16 protein-coding genes and 1 pseudogene are annotated in these 18329 nt (G+C 77.3%); 4 read left to right on the forward strand and 13 right to left on the reverse strand.

The features are described from left to right. Positions 1-5: 5 nt before the first annotated feature. Positions 6-1037: an LLM class flavin-dependent oxidoreductase gene (locus F1641_RS00485; RefSeq protein WP_194902551.1), complete on the reverse strand. Its 1032-nt coding sequence runs from the start codon at positions 1035-1037 to the stop codon at positions 6-8. Between the two features lie 263 nt (positions 1038-1300). Here F1641_RS00485 and F1641_RS00490 point away from each other — a divergent pair, with 263 nt between their 5' ends. After that, a complete protein-coding gene (locus tag F1641_RS00490; RefSeq protein ID WP_194902552.1) occupies positions 1301-1765 on the forward strand; it encodes a hypothetical protein in 465 nt (154 codons plus the stop codon). A 41-nt stretch (positions 1766-1806) separates the two neighbouring features. Here the strand turns inward: F1641_RS00490 and F1641_RS00495 are convergent, their stop codons facing one another. The 6 genes and pseudogenes from F1641_RS00495 to F1641_RS00520 all read right to left on the reverse strand — a co-directional run. After that, the gene (locus tag F1641_RS00495) at positions 1807-3438 is read right to left on the reverse strand and encodes a phospholipid carrier-dependent glycosyltransferase (RefSeq protein ID WP_206690352.1); all 1632 of its coding nucleotides are present in this window, start codon (positions 3436-3438) and stop codon (positions 1807-1809) included. A gap of 41 nt (positions 3439-3479) precedes the next feature. Further along, positions 3480-4655: a pyridoxal phosphate-dependent aminotransferase gene (locus tag F1641_RS00500; protein WP_309225285.1), complete on the reverse strand. Its 1176-nt coding sequence runs from the start codon at positions 4653-4655 to the stop codon at positions 3480-3482. Continuing rightward, positions 4652-5515, reverse strand: coding sequence for a GGDEF domain-containing protein (locus tag F1641_RS00505; protein ID WP_206690353.1), 864 nt, complete (start codon positions 5513-5515; stop codon positions 4652-4654). Before F1641_RS00505 ends, F1641_RS00500 begins: the two co-directional genes overlap by 4 nt. After that, entirely contained in the window at positions 5455-7125 is a 1671-nt protein-coding gene (locus F1641_RS22675) for a PAS domain-containing protein (protein WP_194902553.1), read from the reverse strand. The genes F1641_RS00505 and F1641_RS22675 overlap by 61 nt, the downstream gene beginning before the upstream one ends. Before the next feature lie 17 nt (positions 7126-7142). Continuing rightward, positions 7143-7697: a GGDEF domain-containing protein gene (locus F1641_RS00515; RefSeq protein ID WP_309225286.1), complete on the reverse strand. Its 555-nt coding sequence runs from the start codon at positions 7695-7697 to the stop codon at positions 7143-7145. 31 nt (positions 7698-7728) lie between these two features. Beyond that, a pseudogene (locus F1641_RS00520) lies at positions 7729-9996 on the reverse strand (PAS domain S-box protein); the annotation flags it as partial. On the opposite strand from F1641_RS00520, the gene rsmI reads away from it, so the two are divergent. Beyond that, the gene (gene rsmI, locus F1641_RS00525) at positions 9884-10762 is read left to right on the forward strand and encodes a 16S rRNA (cytidine(1402)-2'-O)-methyltransferase (protein WP_309225287.1); all 879 of its coding nucleotides are present in this window, start codon (positions 9884-9886) and stop codon (positions 10760-10762) included. The pseudogene F1641_RS00520 and the gene rsmI overlap by 113 nt on opposite strands. 33 nt (positions 10763-10795) lie before the next feature. Here rsmI and F1641_RS00530 read toward each other — a convergent pair whose 3' ends face one another. From F1641_RS00530 to F1641_RS22680, 6 genes are all read right to left on the reverse strand, one after another. Then, the gene (locus F1641_RS00530) at positions 10796-11929 is read right to left on the reverse strand and encodes a hypothetical protein (RefSeq protein ID WP_194902555.1); all 1134 of its coding nucleotides are present in this window, start codon (positions 11927-11929) and stop codon (positions 10796-10798) included. Then, positions 11926-13080 carry a sensor histidine kinase gene (locus F1641_RS00535; protein WP_194902556.1) on the reverse strand — a complete coding sequence of 385 codons (1155 nt, stop codon included), beginning with the start codon at positions 13078-13080 and terminating at the stop codon, positions 11926-11928. The genes F1641_RS00530 and F1641_RS00535 overlap by 4 nt, the downstream gene beginning before the upstream one ends. A 49-nt stretch (positions 13081-13129) precedes the next feature. Further along, positions 13130-13783, reverse strand: coding sequence for a response regulator transcription factor (locus F1641_RS00540; protein ID WP_194902557.1), 654 nt, complete (start codon positions 13781-13783; stop codon positions 13130-13132). Between the two features lie 149 nt (positions 13784-13932). Beyond that, the gene (locus F1641_RS00545; protein WP_194902558.1) at positions 13933-15084 is read right to left on the reverse strand and encodes an acyltransferase; all 1152 of its coding nucleotides are present in this window, start codon (positions 15082-15084) and stop codon (positions 13933-13935) included. An 88-nt stretch (positions 15085-15172) separates the two neighbouring features. Next, complete coding sequence (locus F1641_RS00550; RefSeq protein WP_194902559.1) at positions 15173-15610, reverse strand: MerR family transcriptional regulator; 438 nt, start codon at positions 15608-15610, stop codon at positions 15173-15175. Between the two features lie 96 nt (positions 15611-15706). Next, positions 15707-16339 (reverse strand): DUF732 domain-containing protein, encoded by a 633-nt coding sequence (locus F1641_RS22680; RefSeq protein ID WP_194902560.1) that lies wholly within the window; start codon positions 16337-16339, stop codon positions 15707-15709. Positions 16340-16625: 286 nt separating this feature from the next. Between F1641_RS22680 and F1641_RS00560 the strand changes: the two genes are divergently transcribed. Together F1641_RS00560 and F1641_RS00565 are read left to right on the forward strand one after the other, a co-directional pair. Continuing rightward, complete coding sequence (locus F1641_RS00560) at positions 16626-17552, forward strand: DUF4397 domain-containing protein (protein ID WP_194902561.1); 927 nt, start codon at positions 16626-16628, stop codon at positions 17550-17552. A gap of 60 nt (positions 17553-17612) precedes the next feature. Next, positions 17613-18257: a class F sortase gene (locus F1641_RS00565; protein WP_309225288.1), complete on the forward strand. Its 645-nt coding sequence runs from the start codon at positions 17613-17615 to the stop codon at positions 18255-18257. Positions 18258-18329 lie beyond the last annotated feature (72 nt).

The raw sequence follows: 18329 nt of genomic DNA on the forward strand, positions 1-18329 counted from the left end.
GCGCGTCAGGCGGTGGCCGCCCGGACCGCCGGCGCGACCTCCGTGCCCAGCAGCTCGATCGCCCGCAGCACCTCGCGGTGCGGCATGGTGCCGGGGGAGACGTGCAGCATGAACCTGTCGATGCCGAGCACCTCGCTGTTGAAGAGGATCTTCTCGGTCACCTCCGCCGGGCTCCCCACGAACAGCGCGCCCCGCTTCGTGCGGCCGGCCTCGAACTGCGGCCGGTTCAGGGGCGGCCACCCGCGCTCGCGGCCCAGCTGGTCCATGACCACCTTGTACGGGCCGTAGAAGGTGTCGACGGCGGCCTGGGAGGTCTCGGCGACGAACCCGTGGCTGTGCGAGGCCACCGGCAGCGCCATCGGGTCGTGCCCGCCCTGGACCGCCGCGCGGTGGAACAGGTCGACCAGCGGCGCGAACCGCTCCGGCTGCCCGCCGATGATGGCCAGCGCCAGCGGCAGGCCGCGCACCCCGGCCCGCACCACCGACTCGGGGTTGCCGCCCACGCCCACCCACACGGGCAGCGGCTGCTGCAGCGCCCGCGGCTGCACCACGACGCCGTCGAGCGCCGCGCGGTGCTCGCCGCTCCAGGTCACGGGCCCCTCCTCGCGCAGCGCGAGCAGCAGGTCGAGCTTCTCGGTGAACAGCGCGTCGTAGTCGGCGAGGTCGTAGCCGAACAGCGGGAACGACTCAATGAACGAGCCGCGCCCCGCCAGCACCTCGGCGCGGCCGCCCGAGAGCAGGTCGAGGGTGGCGTACTGCTGGTAGACCCTCACCGGGTCCTCGCTGGAGAGCACGGTGACCGCGCTGGTCAGCCGGATGCGCTGCGTGCGGGCCGCGGCCGCCGCCAGCACCACCGCCGGCGCGGAGGAGGCGTAGTCGGGCCGGTGGTGCTCACCCAGCCCGTACACGTCCAGGCCCACCTGGTCGGCCAGGACCACCTCCTCGACCACCTCGGCCAGGCGCTGCTGCGCGCTGGGCACGGCGCCCGTGACCGGGTCGGGGGTGGTCTCCGCGAACGAGCTGATGCCGATCTCCACCCCCTGACGCTAGGCCAACCCCGCCCCGGCGACCTTCCGGCACGCGCGTGACGAGCGCCGACCGGTCTCCGCTGACGACGACGCGGCCCGAGCCGCAGCCGAGCGCCTGGTTGCGGTCCGGGGTGGGGTGGGAGCCGCAGCCGAGCGCCTGGCTGCGGTTCCCGGGGGCACGGGAGCACCAGTCGAGCGCCTGGTTGCGGTCAGGAGACCCCGCCCTGGCCCGCAGGCTGCAGTTCTGCGCGCCGCGCGCCGATGCACACCGGGTGACCGAGCAGACCACCGCCACCGCCAGCCCCGCCACCTCCGGGAGCGCGGGCGGCACGGCCCTGGCCGCGCCGGTGGTCACCACCGCCCTCACCACCACCCCGACCACCGCCCTCACCTCGGCTCCGGCGCCGCCCCGGCCCACGCCCACCCCGGACACCTTCACCTTCACCAGCCCGCCCGCCGCGCACCGGACCCCGTTGCCCGCCCGCAGCGCCGCGCAGGTGCGCCTCGCCCCGCTGTGGACGGCGACGGCGGTGGCCGTCACCGTGCTGACGGCCTTCTTCGTGCTCATCGTCTCGGGCCGCGTGGTCACCGAGGGGCCCGTCGTCGCGGTGCTGACGCGCACCCACGGCATCCACCTGGGAGACCTGTTCGCCCTCGGCCTCTGGTGCGCAGCGACCGGCGCTCTGCTCGTCAACGCCCTGGTCACGACCGCCGCCGTCCGCGGCGCCCGCCGCTGACCAGCTGACCCGCCGCTCAGCCGCTCAGCCGCGAGCGGCCCTCAGATCCAGGAGGCGAACCACATCCGGGCGCGCCACGCGTCGTAGGTGGTCAGCTGCGCCGTCCACACCGGCCAGAAGTACGACGCCGCGACCAGCGCCAGCACCACCAGCGCCCCGCTGCCCGCGGCGCCCCCGGCCCGCCGCGCCCGCGAGGCTCCCGCTCGGGGGCCGAGCAGCAGACCGCAGCAGTGGGCGAGCGCGAGCACCACGAAGGGCGCGAAGACCACGGCGTAGAACTGGAAGATCGTGCGGTCGCCGACCGTGAACCACGGCAGCCAGCCCGCGGCGACGCCGGCGAGCACCGCGCCGGCGCGCCAGTCGCGCCGCAGCGCCCAGCAGAAGAGCAGCACCAGCAGGGCCACGCACCCGGCCCACCACACCACGGGGTTGCCGAGGGAGGTGATGGCCTCGGTGCACGAGTCGGCGCCGCAGCCGGTGAGCCCCTGCGCCTGGCCCTGGTAGTAGAACGAGGTGGGCCGCCCCTGCACCATCCACGCCCACGGCGACGACTGGTAGGCGTGCGGCGAGTCGAGCCCGGTGTGGAACGCCCACATGTCCTGGTGGTACTTCCACAGCGACCGCAGCGCGGGGGGCAGCCACTGCACGCCCTCCCCGGGGTTCTCGGCGGCCCAGCTCCGCAGGTGCCCGGTGGTCGAGGCGAACCAGCCCGCCCAGCTGGCGACGTAGACCACGAGCACCGTCGGCAGCGCCACGAGCGCCGCGGGCGCCCCGTCGCGCCACAGGCCGGACCACCACTGCGGCAGGCCCGCGCGCCGGCGCGCGGACACGTCCCACAGCACGCTCATCAGCAGGAACAGGGCCATGAAGTACAGGCCCGACCACTTCACCCCGCACGCGAGGCCCAGCGCCACGGCCGCGGCGAACCGCCACGGGCGCCACCACAGCCGCACGTCCAGCGACCCGGCGAGCCCCTCTCCGCGGGCCCGCGAGCGCGCCAGCGCCGCCGCGAGCCGGGCGCGGGACGAGTCCCTGTCGAGCAGCAGCAGCCCGAACGCCACCAGCACCCAGAACCCCAGGAAGATGTCGAGGATCCCGGTGCGGCTCATCACGAGGTGCAGCCCGTCGACGGCGAGGAGCAGCCCCGCCGTCGTCCCCAGCAGGGTCGAGCCCAGCAGGCGGCGGCCGATCCGCGCGACCAGCAGCACGCTGAGGGTGCCCACCAGCGCCGCGGAGAACCGCCAGCCGAAGGCGCTCTGCACCCCGAAGAGGTGCTCGCCCAGCGCGATCATCCACTTGCCCACCGGCGGGTGGACCACGTAGTCGCCCTGGGAGGTGTAGACGTCGACGTTCCCGGCGGCGAAGTCGACGTCGGTGCCCTCGGGCCAGCGCATCTCGATGCCGGTGGCGAGCATCGTCCACGCGTTGCGGACGTAGTAGGTCTCGTCGAAGACCAGCTGGTGGGGGGTGCCGAGGTGCCAGAACCTCAGGACGCCGGCCAGCGCGGTGACCGCCAGCGGCCACAGCCAGCCCGCGAGGCGCTCGCGCGCGGTGGTCGCCAGCGGGGGGCCCAGCAGCCGCTCGCGCTCGGCGGCCAGCGCCGCGGGGTCGGCGTCGCTCGAGGGGCGGCGCGAGCGCGGGGAGTCCCGACGCCGCTCGAGGGTGGCGGTCACGCCCCCATCCTGGCGCGAGGTCCTGGGAGCGCGGGGCAGCCTCAGGCGGCCAGCCGCGGTCCGAGGGCCGCGAGGCGGTCGACGGCGGCCTGGAGCACGTCGTCGCGCTTGCAGAACGCGAACCGCAGCAGGGTGGGCGCCGCGGCCGGGTCGTCGCAGAAGACCTGGACCGGGATGGCGGCCACGCCCACCAGCTCGGGCATCCGCCAGGCCAGCGCCGAGGCGTCGGTCACGCCCAGCGGGGTCGTGTCGGCGGTGACGAAGTACGTGCCGTCGCAGCGGTTCACCGCCAGGCCGGCGGCGCGCAGGCCCTCGGAGAGCAGGTCGCGCTTGCGCTCGAGGTCCGCGGCGAAGCCGGTGAAGACCTCCTCGGGCAGGGCGAGCGCCGCCGCGACCGCGGGCTGGAACGGGCCGGCCGAGACGTAGGTGAGGAACTGCTTGACCGCCCGCGCCGCCCCCACCAGGTCGGGGGGCCCGTGCAGCCAGCCGACCTTCCAGCCCGTCACCGAGAAGGTCTTGCCCGCCGACGACGTCACGAGCGTGCGCTCGGCCATGCCCGGCAGCGAGGCCAGCGGCACGTGCTCGGCGCCGGAGAACACCAGGTGCTCGTACACCTCGTCGCACAGGACGACGGCGTCGTGCTCGACCGCGAGCCGCGCCACGAGCTCCAGCTCGGCGCGCGAGAGCACCGTGCCGGTGGGGTTGTGGGGGGTGTTGAGGAGCACCAGGCGGGTGCGCTCGGAGAACGCTGCGCGCAGCGCCTCCTCGGTGAGCCGGAAGTCGGGGGCGCGCAGCGGGACGGTGCGGCGCTGGGCGCCCGCGAGCGCGATGACGGCGGCGTAGGAGTCGTAGTAGGGCTCGAGCACCACGACCTCGTCGCCGGGGCCGGTGAGCGCCATGACGACGGCGGCGATCGCCTCGGTGGCGCCGGTGGTGACGAGCACGTCGTCGGGGGAGACGTCCAGGCCCCAGAACCGCTGCTGGTGCTCGGCGACGGCGGTGCGCAGCTCGGGCACCCCCGGGCCGGGCGGGTACTGGTTGCGGCCGCCGAGCACGGCGTCGACCGCGCCGGCCAGCAGCGACGCCGGGCCGTCGGTGTCGGGGAACCCCTGGCCCAGGTTCACCGCGCCCGTGCGGGTGGCCAGGGCGCTCATCTCCGCGAAGACCGTGGTGGTGAAGGGCCGCATGCGCGGCACGAGTCCAGCGGGGCGGCTCACCGGGAGGAGTCTGCCACCGCCCGGGCGGGCAGGTCGTCGTCCGCGGCGGGCGCCGGAGAGGGCACGGGAGCGGCCACGGGGGCACCCCAGGTGGCGCTGGCCGCCGCGGGTGCGCTGGCGGAGCCCGAGGTCCCGGCGGAGCCCGGGGGCCCGGCGGCGCCGGCGGACCGCAGCGCGCTGCGCTCCGCGGCCCGCTCCGCGGCCCGCTCCGCCATCCGCTCGTCGATGCGGGCGGCGAGGCGCTCGGCGTCCTCCCGGGCCGCGGCCCGGTCGGTGCGTCGGCGGCGCTTGTTCGCGAACATGGCCTGGTCGGCCTCCTCGAGCAGGCTCGCGGGGTCACCCCCGCCGACCGAGGTGGCGGTGCCCGTCGACAGGCCGACGCGCACCACGGCGCCACCGGGCAGCCGGACCGGGGGCGCCAGCGCCCGGGCCATGCGGCCCAGGACCACGGGCACCTGGTCGGCGCCGAGCCCGGGGCACAGGACGGCGAACTCGTCGCCGCCGAGGCGGGCGACGGTGTCCCCGGCGCGGACGGCGCCGGAGAGCCGCGCGGCGACGGCCTTGAGCAGCAGGTCGCCGGCGGCGTGGCCGTGGGAGTCGTTGACGGGCTTGAACCCGTCGAGGTCGATGTAGATGACGGTGACGCCGACCCGCTGGCGGACGTCGGCGGTCAGGGCGCGCTCGAGGCGGTCGCCCAGGAGCGCGCGGTTCGGGAGGTCGGTGAGGGGGTCGTGCATCGCGAGCCTGACCAGCGCGTCCTCGGCGGCGCGCTGGGCCGTGGTGTCCTCGATGACCGCGATCAGGAAGGGGTGCTCGCCGTCGGGCCGGAGCACCGACGTCGACTTCCGGGCGTGGCGCACCTCCCCGGAGGGGTGGTGAAGCGGCGCTCGACCCCGAGGGGCTCGGGCTCCCCGCCGCCGGCGGCGCGGACCAGGTAGGTGAGGTGGGCGTCGACGTCGCGCGCGTCGAGCAGGTCGCGCACCCGCAGCTGCAGCAGCTCGGCCTCGGGGCGGCCGGTGAAGGTCGCGAACGACTGGTTGACCCGCAGCACCCTGCCCTCCTCGCCGGGGGCGAGGCTGATGAGGACCAGCCCGGTGGGGGCGGTCTCGAAGGCGTGGCGGAAGAGCGCCTCGGACGAGGCCAGGGCGCTCTCGGCGGTGCGCACCGCGGTGACGTCGGTGAGCACCGAGACGTGGCCCTCCACGACGCCCGTCGCCGACACCTGCGCCGCGAAGCTGAGGACGACGTCGAGCGTCCTGCCGTCCTTGCAGACCGCCCGCTTCGAGAAGACCCCGGACTCACCGTCCTCCAAGGTCCGGTGCACCTCGGCCCAGGCCACGTCGTCGCGCCCGGCGTGGGGGAACCACAGGTCCAGCGGAGACCTGCCGAGGACCTCCTCGGCGGTCCAGCCCAGCATGCGCTCGGCCCCGCGGCTGAACATCGAGACCCTCAGGTCCGGGGTGGTGCCGATGACGGCCTGCTCCGTGGTGCCCTCGAGCACCACCGCGAGGACCTGCTCGTGCTGCTGCGCCAGCGCGACGGCGGCGGTGGCGCGGGCCTGCTGGGCGAGCAGCGTCCCCCGCACCGCGGTGACGACCAGGACGATGACGGCCAGCTCGCCCAGGGAGGCCTGCCCGTTGGTCATGACCATGAGGTCGTGGACCGTGCGGGAGGCCACCGGGAAGGCGTGCGTCTCGGTCAGCAGTGACGAGAAGGGGGTCCGTCCGAGGTCGTGGGTGCCGACGACGACGACGGCGGCGCAGGTGGCTGCCAGCTGCAGCGCGACGGCGCGGGCCGGGAGGCGCAGCGCGGCCCACAGGACGCCCCCCAGCGAGGCCAGGGCCAGGGGGACCGCCTCGGGGGCGACGGCGTGCGCGGCGAGGGCGAGGACGAGGACGACCCAGACCCCGGCGTGCTCGAGCGGCCCCACCCCGGGGGAGGGCGCGAGCGCGCCCGGGCGGACCAGCGCCCGCAGCGCCAGGGCGAGGAGCGCCGACGAGGCGGTGCCGACCGCCCACGCCCAGGCCGCCCCCACCGGCGCCGGCAGGCCCGTGAGCGCGGCCAGCACCCCACCCACCAGCAGGACGGCGGCGCCGCCCGCGAGCGCACCGAGGCCCAGGTCGACGAAGAGCCAGGGGCTGGCGGTGCAGGCGCCACCGGTGGGGACCGTCCGGTGCGCCCGCCGGCGCCCCAGGTGCTCGGCGACCACAGCGACGACCGCCGCACCCGTGACGACGGAGGCGGCCGTGACGAGCGCGCGCGCGACCGGGGCGCCGACGGCCAGCAGGCCGAGGGCGGTGGAGGCCGTCGCCAGCAGGGCGGTGAGCGCCCGCGCGCGGGGCGTGCGGGCGAGGGCGACGGCGAGGACGGCGGCCCCGCCGCTGCACCCGACCGCGACGGCGGGGGCGCACGCCAGGAGCGCGAGCGCCGCGACGGCGCGGCGGCGGCCCCGGGGGCTGGAGGTCGGCACACCCCTGTGTCGGTCGATCAGGCACCGACCTTGATCGCCCCGGTGCCGCGGGCACCCGGGCGACGGCGCTTGGCGGCGTACATGCGGTGGTCGGCCTCGTCCAGCAGCCGCTCGGCGTCGTCGCCGGGGGAGGAGGTGGCGGTGCCGGTGCTGGCGCTGACCCGCACGTCCGCACCGCTGGCGAGCCGCACCGGCCGGGCCACCGCGGCCTGCAGCCGCTCCACCAGGCCGGTGGCGTCGGCCTCGAGCAGGCCGGGGCAGACGATGGCGAACTCGTCGCCGCCCAGGCGCGCCACCACGTCCTCTTCGCGGACCACCTCGCGCAGGCGCGCCGCGACCTCGCGCAGCAGCAGGTCACCCGCGGCGTGGCCGTGGGTGTCGTTGACCGGCTTGAAGCCGTCGAGGTCGATGAAGACGACCGTCACGCCGTCCGGGGCGTCCTCCGCCAGGGCGGCCCGCAGGCGCTCGGCGAGCAGCGCGCGGTTCGGCAGCCCGGTCAGCGGGTCGTGCAGGGCGGCGCGGCGCAGCTCCTCGGCCGCGGCGTGCGCCTCGGTGACGTCCTCGACGGCCACCAGGAGGTGGGGGGGCGCTGCCGTCGGAGGGCTGGATCAGCGACGGCGAGGTCCGCGCCCACCGCACCGAGCCGTCAGGGCGGGTGAAGCGCTGCTCGAGGCCGTCGGCGGCGACGCGCTCGCCGCGGGCGATCCGCCCCAGGCGGTCGAGGTGGCCGGCGACGTCGTCGGGGTGCAGCAGGTCGCGCACGCGGCCTCCGAGCAGCTCGGTGCGGCGGCGGCCGGTGAAGGCGGCGAAGGCGGTGTTCACCCTGACGAGCCGGCCCACCTCACCCGGGTCCAGGCTCATGACGAGCATGCCCGTGGGGTTGGTCTCGAAGGCGAGGCGGAACTGCTCCTCGGAGTCGGCCAGGCGCTGCTCCGCGGCGATCTGGGTGGTCGCGTCGGTGAAGACGGCGATGGTGCCGACCACGGCGCCGTCGTCGTCCAGCATCGGGGTGCGGGTGACCTCGGCGGTGAAGGTGGAGCCGTCGCGGCGCACCAGGTCCCACCGCCCCGTGGCGCTGCCCCCCTCGGCCGGGCCGAGCAGGAGCTCCGGGGGCAGGTGGGCCTCCGGGGTGGTGCCCACGACCTCGGCGGAGGTCCGGCCCAGCATCCGCTCGGCGCCGGAGCTGAACACGGTGATGCGGTGCTGGGTGTCGGTGGCGACCACACCGAGCTCCGTGGCGCCGTCGAGCACCCCGGCGAGCAGGTCGCGGGTGCGCGCCGCCGCGGCGGCGCTGGTGCGCTCCTCGGTGACGTCGTGGAAGACGGCGACGGCCCCGCCCGACCACGCCGCGCCCTCGGCGTCGGGCAGCGGGTGGGCGTCGACGTTGAGCAGACGGCCCTGCGGGCCCCCGGGGCCGATGACCAGCAGGTCCTCCCCGATGACGGCCTCCCCGCGCAGGGCGCGGACCACCGGCAGCCGCTGCGGGTCGGGGGTGCTGCCGTCGGGGTGGAGCAGCTGGTAGGCGCCCTCCCAGGAGCGGGGCTGGCCGCGCCGGGGGTTCGCCCCGAGCAGGGCCTCGGCCGCGGGGTTGCGCGACAGGCTGGCGCCGTCGGCGGAGTACACGACGATGCCCTCGGTCACGGCCTGGTGGACGGCCTGCATCAGGGCGGTCTGCTCGCGCGTGCGGGCCAGGGCGGCTCCCAGCTCGGCGGTCAGCACCGAGCGCTCGTCGCGGTGCAGGCAGATCGACACCGCCACCACCACGAGCACGGCGGCGTAGGCCTGGCAGGTGGCGACGGCGAGGGCGGCCGGCATCGCGGCGAAGGGCCCGCGGTCCGCCAGCGTGCCCCCCAGCGCGGTGGCCGCGGCGAGCAGCAGGTGCGCGGCGGTGGCGCGGGCGGGCAGGCGCAGCGCGGCCCAGACGGCCAGGGGGAGCGTGGCGAAGGCGAGCTGCGCACCGTCGAGGACCACGAAGACGCCGACGAAGGCGGCGCCGCCGCCGAGCCACAGGGCCACCGACTCCGCCGGACCGGCGAGCCCCTGCTGCCGGTGGCCGCCGCCGGCCCCGGCCCGGGGGCGCTGCAGCAGCAGCCGGACGGCGACCACCACCAGGCCCCCCGCGGCGGTGCCCAGCACCTGCACCAGCGCGGCGTGCGCGGACTCCGGCTCGGCGGCCAGCAGCGGGGCGGAGACCAGCCCGCCGGCGAGGGCGCCGCACAGGCAGGCGGCGGCCAGGGCCCAGACGTCACCGCCGCGCTCCAGGCGCAGCGGGCCGCGCTGGGCCGCGCGCAGGACCGCGACGACGACGCCGGCGGCCACCGCGTCGGCGGCGCCCCCCAGGAGCGCGCTGGTGAGCGGGGCACCGGTCAGCGCCCGCACCAGCGCGCACAGCGCCGCGGTGCACGCCAGGACGGCGGCGCGCTGGCGCAGCCCGCGGTGCCGGGCGACCCACAGCACGGCCAGACCGGTGACCGGCCACACCAGCGCCACGTCGCTGCCCGGCAGGTGGACCTGGCGCGCCAGCAGGCCCGCGGCCAGCAGCCACGCCGCGGGGACGGCTCGCGCCGCCCAGCGCCGCACCGGACGCCGGTGCTCCGGCAGCACCTCGCTCACGCAGCTCCCCCCGACCGTGCCGTCACTCCCGGAGCATCGGCAGCGCCGGCTCCGCGCTTGACGCCGTCCCGTGGGCGGACGGCTGGGCTGCCCGCTGGGCCGCCCGGCTGCGCGCCCGGTGGCGCCCGCGCGCGACGATGGGCGGGTGAGCGAGCACCTGGCCCCGGCGGGGCGCGTCGTCCTGGCGGGCACCCCCATCGGCAACCCCGAGGACGCCCCGCCGCGGCTGGCGGCCGCGCTGGCCACGGCTGACGTCATCGCCGCCGAGGACACCCGCCGCCTGCGCCGCCTGTGCGCGGCGCTCGGCGTGGTGCCCACCGGACGCGTGGTGAGCTCCCACGAGCACAACGAGGGCGCCCGCGGCGCCGACCTGGTCGAGGCCGCCGCCCAGGGCGCCACCGTGCTGGTGGTCACCGACGCCGGCATGCCCACCGTCTCCGACCCGGGCTACCGCGTGGTCGTGGCCGCCGCCGAGGCCGGGGTGCGGGTGACCACGCTGCCCGGCCCCTCGGCCGTGCTGGCAGCCCTCGCCGTCTCCGGCCTGGCCACCGACAGGTTCTGCTTCGAGGGGTTCCTGCCCCGCAAGGCCGGCGAGCGGGCCTCGGCGCTGGCCGAGCTGGCCCGCGAGCGCCGCACGATGGTCTTCTTCGAGGCGCCGCACCGGCTGGCGGTGTCGCTGGAGGCGATGGGGGAGGCGTTCGGCGCCGACCGCCCCGCCGCGGTGTGCCGCGAGCTGACCAAGACCCACGAGGAGGTGCGCCGCGGACCGCTGGCCGAGCTGGCGGCGTGGGCCGGTGAGCTGGCGAAGATCGGTGAGGTGACCGTGGTGGTGGGCGGTGCGCCGGAGAGCGCCGCCGACCCGCAGCGGGCGCTGGCGGAGGTGCTGGAGCGCGTCGCCGCCGGGGAGCGCCTCAAGGAGGCCGTCGCCGATGTCGCGGCCGCCACCGGGTGGGCAGGCGCGACCTGTACGAGGCGGCGCTCGCAGCCCGCCGCTGACCACCCGCCGCTGACCGCCCGCCGCTGACCGCCCGCCGCTGACCGCGCGGCCGGTGGGTCGTCAGCGGACGACGTCGACCACCACGGCGTCCTCGTCCTCGGACAGCTCCACCACCAGGCCGCGCAGCGTGGCGCTGCGCTCCCGCACGGCGGCGGCCACCGCGGCCATCGAGGCGGCCGAGCCCACGTGCACCACGGTCATGACCACCTCGTGCGGGGGTCGGCGCGCGGTGATCTCGCCGTCGGTGCTGGCGTCGAGCGCGGCCGCGACCAGGCCCCGGAGCCGGCTGACCGCGCGCAGGTCGGCGCCGGGAGGGGCGTGGTCGACGACGTCGACGCGCACCCCCCGCGCGCGGGCCTGCGCGGCGGCGCGGCGGACGTCGGCGTCCATGAGGTCGCGGCCCCGCAGCTCGGCGCGCAGCTCCACCTCGACGGCCGTGAGGCGGGCGCGGACCTGCGCGTCGAGCGGGCCCTGGGCGCGCGCCACCCGCTCCAGCAGCGGCACGGCGGCGCTCTGGAGCAGGTCGCGGCGCCGGTCGCGGGCCGCCTCGCGCTCGCGGGTGCGCTCGCGCCGGTCGCGGGCCAGGGCGAAGGCGCCGTCGCTGCGGCGCAGGTCGAGGCGGGTGGTGCGCAGCAGCAGGCGCACCAGCACGCCGCCGGTCCACCACAGCAGCAGGGGCGCCCCGGAGACGAAGCTCTGCGGCATCCACCACCGGCCGCCGCCGTCGGCGAGGGTGGTCGTCGCGATGACGACGCCGACCACCACACCGGCCACGACGCCGTGCAGGGCTCGTCCGCGCAGGGCGAGCACGCCGATCACGGGGGCCACCAGCCCCGGGAAGAACAGGCTCGTCGCGTCGGTGGGCTCGGACCCGACGGCGACGGCGTTGAGGACCGCGACCGCGCCCACGGCGAGCACCGCGGCGGTGGCGGGACCCGCTCCCAGGGCGACGCGGCCGCGACCCAGCGGGGCCACTACGGCCAGGCAGAGCGCCACCGCGGTGGCGGCGGCCGCGGCGCCGAGCAGCGGCTCCGCCAGCCGGGACAGGCCGAAGCCGGCCAGCAGGACCTGGATGCCGAGCCAGGTGACCAGTGCGGCGGTGAGGGGCTCGCGGCGCAGGCCCAGGGGCCCGTCGGCGTCGAGCGCCGCGTCGTCGGGGGGCGGGGCGGCGCTCGGGGCCCGCGGCGGCGTCACCGGGGCCACCGCAGGCGTCCGGTCGTGCCCCGGCCAGGAGCGCTGGTCACCTCGGCGTCACCGCCCGCGCTGCGCATGCGGCCCACCACGGACACGCGGATGCCGAGGCGCCCCGCGGGGACGCCGTCGGGGTCGAAGCCCGCGCCGTCGTCGCTGACCACGAGCCGGGCGCCGTCACCGGCGAGGTGCCCGCGCACGCTCGAGGTGGTCTCGAGGGGGTTGTGCCGCGCGGTGTTGCGCAGCAGCTCGGTGGTGGCGTCGACGAGGGCCTCGGCAGCGCTGCCCGGCAGGGAGCCGGGCCCCGAGGAGAGGGCGACCTCGGTGCCGGGGCGGGCGGTGGCCGCCGCGGCCCGCAGCTGCTGCACGGCGAGGGCTGCGCTGACCACGAGGGTCGCGGGCCCGCGGGCGATGCTGTCGAGGGCGTCCCGGGCGGAGCCGGCGGCGGTGGCGACCTCCTCGGGGGAGCGCGCCGCGGCCGCCACCCGCAGCGCCGTGAGCACGTCGTCGTGCACGGCGGCCTCCCAGCGGCTCCGCTCGGCCTCGGCGGTGACCAGGGCCTCGGCCTCCGCGTCAGCGCGCACGGCGGCGGCGCGGGCGGTGCGCACCCGGCTGGAGACGTCCTCCACGCCGCGCACCGCGGCGTACACGGCCGCTCCCAGCCCGAGGAGGAAGGCCCCGTCGACCAGGGCCATGGTGTGGGTCGCGCCGCTCACCGGGGGGGTGCTGCGCAGGACGGCGACGGCGGCCGAGCACAGCGTGAGCACAAGGCCCGCCTGCCACGTGCTCCAGCCGCGCACCAGCACCGCGGTCGCGGCGAGCACGGCGATGGCCAGGAAGTGCGCCCACGGCGGGGAGGGCGCGCCGACCCCCTCGTCCCCGCCCAGCACCCGCTGGGCGAGCAGGGCCCCGCCGGAGGTCATCAGGAGCGCCAGCGCCGGGGGCGCCGGCGGCGCGGCGCTCACGGCGGCCCTCACGACGGCTGCGAAGGCCACCACCACGGCCACCAGCAGGGCTGCCGCCGCGACCGGCGGGCCCTCCGGGCCGTCGACCAGGAGGGTGACCACCGCCGCGACCACCGGCACCAGCGCCGTGAGCCCGAGGGCGGTGCTCACGAGCCGCTGCCCCGTGGCCTGGGCGCGGGCCGGGCTCACGTCGGGCTCACGTCGGGCTCACGTCGGGTGTGCGGGCGGCGCGGGGGGATCAGGCGCGCTGCTGCGCGCCGTCCGCGTCGTCGTCGAGCAGGCCCATGGTCTCGGCGACGTCGCGCAGCTCGAGCTTGCTGGTGGCGTGGACGTCGACGGCCGCCAGCTTGCTGCGGATCCGCTTCAGGTACTCCTTCACGGTGCCCTCGCCGATGCCCAGGCGCCGGGCCACGGACTTGGCGGGCAGGTCGGCGGCGTACAGGCGCAGCACCTGCCGCTCCTGGTGGGAGAGCAGGTCGTCGAGGTGGGGGGCGGTCTCCAGGGCGCGCGCCATGCGCACCGAGACCACGGCCTCCCCGCGGTGGGCGGCGCGGACGGCCTCGACGAGAACGTCGAGCGGCTCGTCCTTGAGCACCACCCCCAGAGCGCCCCGCGCGACGGCGGCGTAGACCTGGGCGGGCTTGGCGCCGTCGGTGTAGACGACCACCTGCGCGCCGCCGGCCAGCAGCTGCCCGGTGTTGGTGCCCGGCGTCGAGGCGTCGCCCAGGCGCAGGTCGAGCAGCACGACGTCGAGGTCGGACCGCTCGGCGAGCAGCTGCTCGACCGTCGGCGCGCAGGCCACCAGCTCGACCTCCGGCGCCGCTTCCTCCAGGACGGTCTTGAGCCCCGCCAGCACCACCGGATGGTCGTCGACCGCCCCCACGAGCACCATGCCGTTCAACCCCTTCGTCGCCGTCCTGCTGCAGCGTCCATGATGCGCGTCGCAGCGCCTCGTCACGGGACTATGCGTCACGGTGGGCGACGACGCCGAACCGGGACGGGCCGCGTCCTCCGCAGTGGAGACGACGAGCCCCCCGAAGATCAACCTTGCGGAGTCAGTCGGTCACGGTGCGCACCGACACGGCGCCCGGCGTCCTTGAGCCTGAGCGCAGGCGCCTCCACCCCGAACCACGAGGCGGCGGCCACCGCGGTGGTCGCCAGGGCCACCGCCACCAGCTGCACGGCGACGGGCGCTGCGGCCAGCGGGGTGCTGAGGAGCACCACACCCACCGGCCAGTGCCAGATGTACACGCCGTAGGACAGGTCGTGCCTCAGGCGGGGGCGCCAGGGCAGCCGCGCCGCCGCCACGAGCACGAGCAGGGCGAAGCCGACGGCGCCGACGGCGCGGTAGTCGTCCAGCCAGACCATCCCGGCCAGGACGCTCGCGGCCGCGGCCACCAGCAGGGCGGGGTGGGTGGGCACCCGGTCGGCGAAGAGGAAGCCGAGCGCGCCGAGGGCGAACATCAGCAGCAGCCGCTGCACCAGGTCACCGGGGACGACGTCGACGCCCGTGGTCGCCTCGGCGGTGGTGGCCAGCTGCAGGGCCACGACACCGGCCAGCACCAGCCAGGTGCGCGAGCGCAGCAGGCCCAGCACGCCCAGCGCGGCGACGGCGAGGTAGCACACGGCCTCGTAGAACAGCGTCCAGAGCGACCCGTTGACCACCCCGTCACCGGGCGCGGACGCCGGGATCCCTCCCACCCCGAACTGCGCCATGAAGAGCGCGGCGTTGTGGAGCACGTACGTCACGGCCCCGCCGGGGGCGGTGAAGACGGCGGTGGCGCTGCCCCCGTTGAGCACGCTGGCCAGCGGCGCGACGACGACGGCCGTGACCACCAGGCAGACCCAGAACGCCGGGAGGATGCGCAGCGCGCGGTGCCAGGCGAAGCGGGGGAGCGAGCCCAGGCGGAGCCAGCTCGCGGTGATGAGGAAGCCGCTGAGCACGAAGAAGCCGTCGACGGCCAGGTCGCTGACGTCGGTGCCGCGGACGCCCGGCTGCCACCCGAACGACAGCTCCGTCGTGTGGGTGACCAGCACGACGCCGGCGAAGACCAGGCGCAGCACGTCGAACGCGTTGTGGCGCGGGTCGTACGCGGCGGCGAGGCTCGGGTGGCGCGTGCCGCGCGGGCTCGCCGCGCGGGCCCCGCGGGGAGCGCGCGCGGCGTCCCGGGCAGGGGGGGCTGAGGCGGTCACGCGCCCCACCCTGCGACAACCTTTCCCTTACGTCAAGGTGAGGTGCGTCCTTGACGTGAACGGAACCCCAACACCCGGTGCGGGTGCCTCACGCACCGCGCTCGGGCAGGAGCGGGTGGAGCGAGGCGAGCAGGTCGTCGGCGCCCTGCAGCTGCTCCACCAGCTTGTCGCGGCGCCGGCGCACGTCGACCTCGAGGTCGACGAGCTGCTGCACCCGCCCCTCGTGCTCGGGGCCGGCGGCGCCCTCGGCGGAGAGCGCGTCGAGCAGGGCGAGCACCTCGCGCATCTCGTCGAGGGTGAAGCCGAGGGGCTTCAGCCGGCGGATGGTCAGCATCTTCGCCAGCGCGTCCTCGCCGTACAGGCGGTAGTTGCCGGGGGAGCGCCGCGCCGGGAGCAGGCCCTCGTCGTCGTAGTAGCGCACCGTGCGGTGCGACAGGGCCACGCGCTCGGCGATCTCCCCGACCGTCATCAGGCCCGCGGGCGGGCTGCCGTCCTGCGCCGCCGCGCCGGGTGCTGCCGTCTCCACCGTGCCTCCTGCGCCGAGCTGACGTGCCGGGGGTGCTGTCGTGCTGCCGTGCTGGCCCTCCATCCTGCCCCACGGGCACCCGGTCGCGTCAGTGCGTCAGGTCGTCAGCCCGGGACCGCTGGCGGCGGGGTCCCAGTCGCCGAACTCCTCCGCGTGCGCGGGGCACAGGGACGTCGTGGCCGTCGCCTCGACGTCGTAGGCGGCGTCCAGGTCCAGGTCGACGTCCGCCCAGCGCTCCAGCAGCGCCGCGTCGGCCTCCTGCACGCCGGCGCCGCCGTCCAGGTCGTCGCAGAACCCGTGGCCCATGGCCAGGAGGGTCTCGTCGTCGTAGGCGAAGTAGGTCTCGTCCCACAGCCCGTCGATGAAGTCCTGCTCGTCCTGCGTGAGCGCGGGCGCCGTCCCGTCCTCGACGCGGTCGGCGACCACGGGCCCCACCGCCGAGGACAGGCCGACCAGTGCGGCCGCGGGCAGGGCCGCGGCGCAGGCCAGCAGCACGAAGGCCGACGCCGTCAGCCCCACGACGGCGTGGGTGGCGCCCACCCCGCCCCGGCGGCGCGCCCGCACCAGGCCCAGCACGCCGAGCACCGCGCCCAGCGCCGCGCACGGCAGTGCGACCACCCACGACCACACGGCGGCGCGGTTGGTGGTGGGCTCCGGCGGTGACCAGGGGGCCCGGGCGCCGTCGGCGGCGGGAGCGGCCTGCTGCTGCGCCCGGGTCGGGTCGTCCACGGCTGCTCCTGGGCGTCGGCGGGGCGTCGGGGTGGGAACCCGGGGTGGGCCCCCGGGTCATCACCGCGCGAGGGCGCGGCGCCCCGACCGTAGGGACCGGGCGCACCCCGTCGGAAGGGGCGCCACCCGACCGGAGGGGGCCGTGGGTGAACCCTCCGGAGTCGCCGATCACCGCAGCGTGGCGATCACGCACCGATCGGGCCCCTCCGGTCCCCGGAGCGCCCGATGTGTCCGTTTCGTGATGCTCGCGACCGAACGCCGGGCGCACCGGCCCCGAACACCACCCGTGAGCCCGTCCACCTCCGCACGCCGACGCTGCGCCGTCGTCCTCCTCGCCGCAGCCGCCCTGCTGCTGCCGGCGACCTCCGCCGCGGCGGCCACCGCTCCCGCGGAACAGCCGGAGGCGGGCGAGGCCCAGCCCGCCTGGGTGCGCGCCACCCACCTCGTGCCCGACCTGCCGCAGATGGACGTCTCCCTGGTCTCGCTCGCCGGCGGCGGCACGACGACGGTCGAGGGCGCCGGCTACGGCGACGTCTCCACCTACGTGCGCGTCCCGGCCGGCGGGTTCACCGTCGAGGTGCGCGGGGAGGGCGCCGACCCGGCGTCGGTGCCCGTCCTCAGCACCACCCTCCAGGCCGACCCGGGCCGGGCGTACACGATCGCCGCCCTGGGCACCGCCCAGGACGCCCGCCTGGTGCCCCTGCAGGACGACCTCACCCCGCCGGCCCAGGGCCAGGCGCGCGTGCGCGTGCTCTCGGCCGCGAGCTCAGCCTCCTCGGTCGACGTGAGCGCCGTCGACGGACCCGTGGTCGCCCGCGGGGCGGCCTTCGGAGGCTCGACCACGTACGCCGACGTCCCGGCGGGGCGCTGGACGCTCCGGGCCGCCGCGGCCTCCGGCACCACCACCGCCGCGGCCACCACGGCCGTCGACCTGGCGGCGGGCAGCACCTACACGCTGGCCGTCACCGACGGCCCGGACGGGGAGCTGCAGGTCACGCCCGTGGCGGACGCCGCCGGGGCCGCTGCGGTGCCCGTGGGCGGCGCGGCCACCGGCGCCGGCGGCACCGCGACCGCTCACCCGGACGCGCCGGCTCTGGTCGGCGGCTCGCTCGGGGCCCTGGCCGCAGCCGGGCTCGGGGCGCTCGTGCTGGTCCGCCGGTCGTCGCTCAGCGCCCCGGCCGCCGCTGGTGCGCGGACGGCCCTGGACCGGTGAGGCCCCGCCGCCGCGCGGCGACGGTCCTGGTCGCCCTCGCCCTGGTGGGTGGTGCCGCCGGTGCCGCCGCGGGCGCCGCCGCCGACCGGTCCGCCCCCGCTGTCGAGGCGGCCCCCGCGGCCGCCTCGACAGGGGCTGCGGCCGCGGCGCAGCCCGCGGCCACCCCGCTGCCGCCCCGGGAGCCCACGGGCGACCGGGAGGGCTTCGCCCGCTCGGTCGCGCTGGACGCCGACGCGCCCCACCGAGCAGGACGCCGCGGCGTCGACCCCGGTGGAGGTGGCGGTCCCGCGCATCGGCGTCGACACGCCCCTGGTGCCGCTGGGCATCGCCTCCGACGGGTCGCTGGAGGTGCCCGGCCGCGGCGACTTCGACCGCGCGGGCTGGCTCACCACCAGCGCCGTGCCGGGAGAGGCGGGTGCCAGCGTCATCGCCGGCCACGTCGACTCGACGTCAGGTCCCGCGGTCTTCTACCGCCTGCACGAGCTCGTGCCCGGTGACGAGGTGCGGGTCCAGCGCGCCGACGGCGAGGTGGTGGTCTTCACCGTCGACGAGGTCCGGCGCGTGGGCAAGGACGCGTTCCCCACGGCGGAGGTCTACGGGCCCCAGCCGGGGCCGGTCCTCCGCCTGGTCACGTGCGGTGGGGAGTTCGACCGGGCCACCGGCCACTACACGGACAACGTCATCGCTTTTGCGAGCGCAGCGTGACCGGGCGTCACGCTGGGTATGAACCCGCCTCCGGTGCGGATCTCCGCGGGACCACTCACCGTCCAGACCCCT

This window comes from Quadrisphaera sp. INWT6, assembly GCF_015390235.1.
Taxonomy (GTDB): Bacteria; Actinomycetota; Actinomycetes; order Actinomycetales; family Quadrisphaeraceae; genus Quadrisphaera.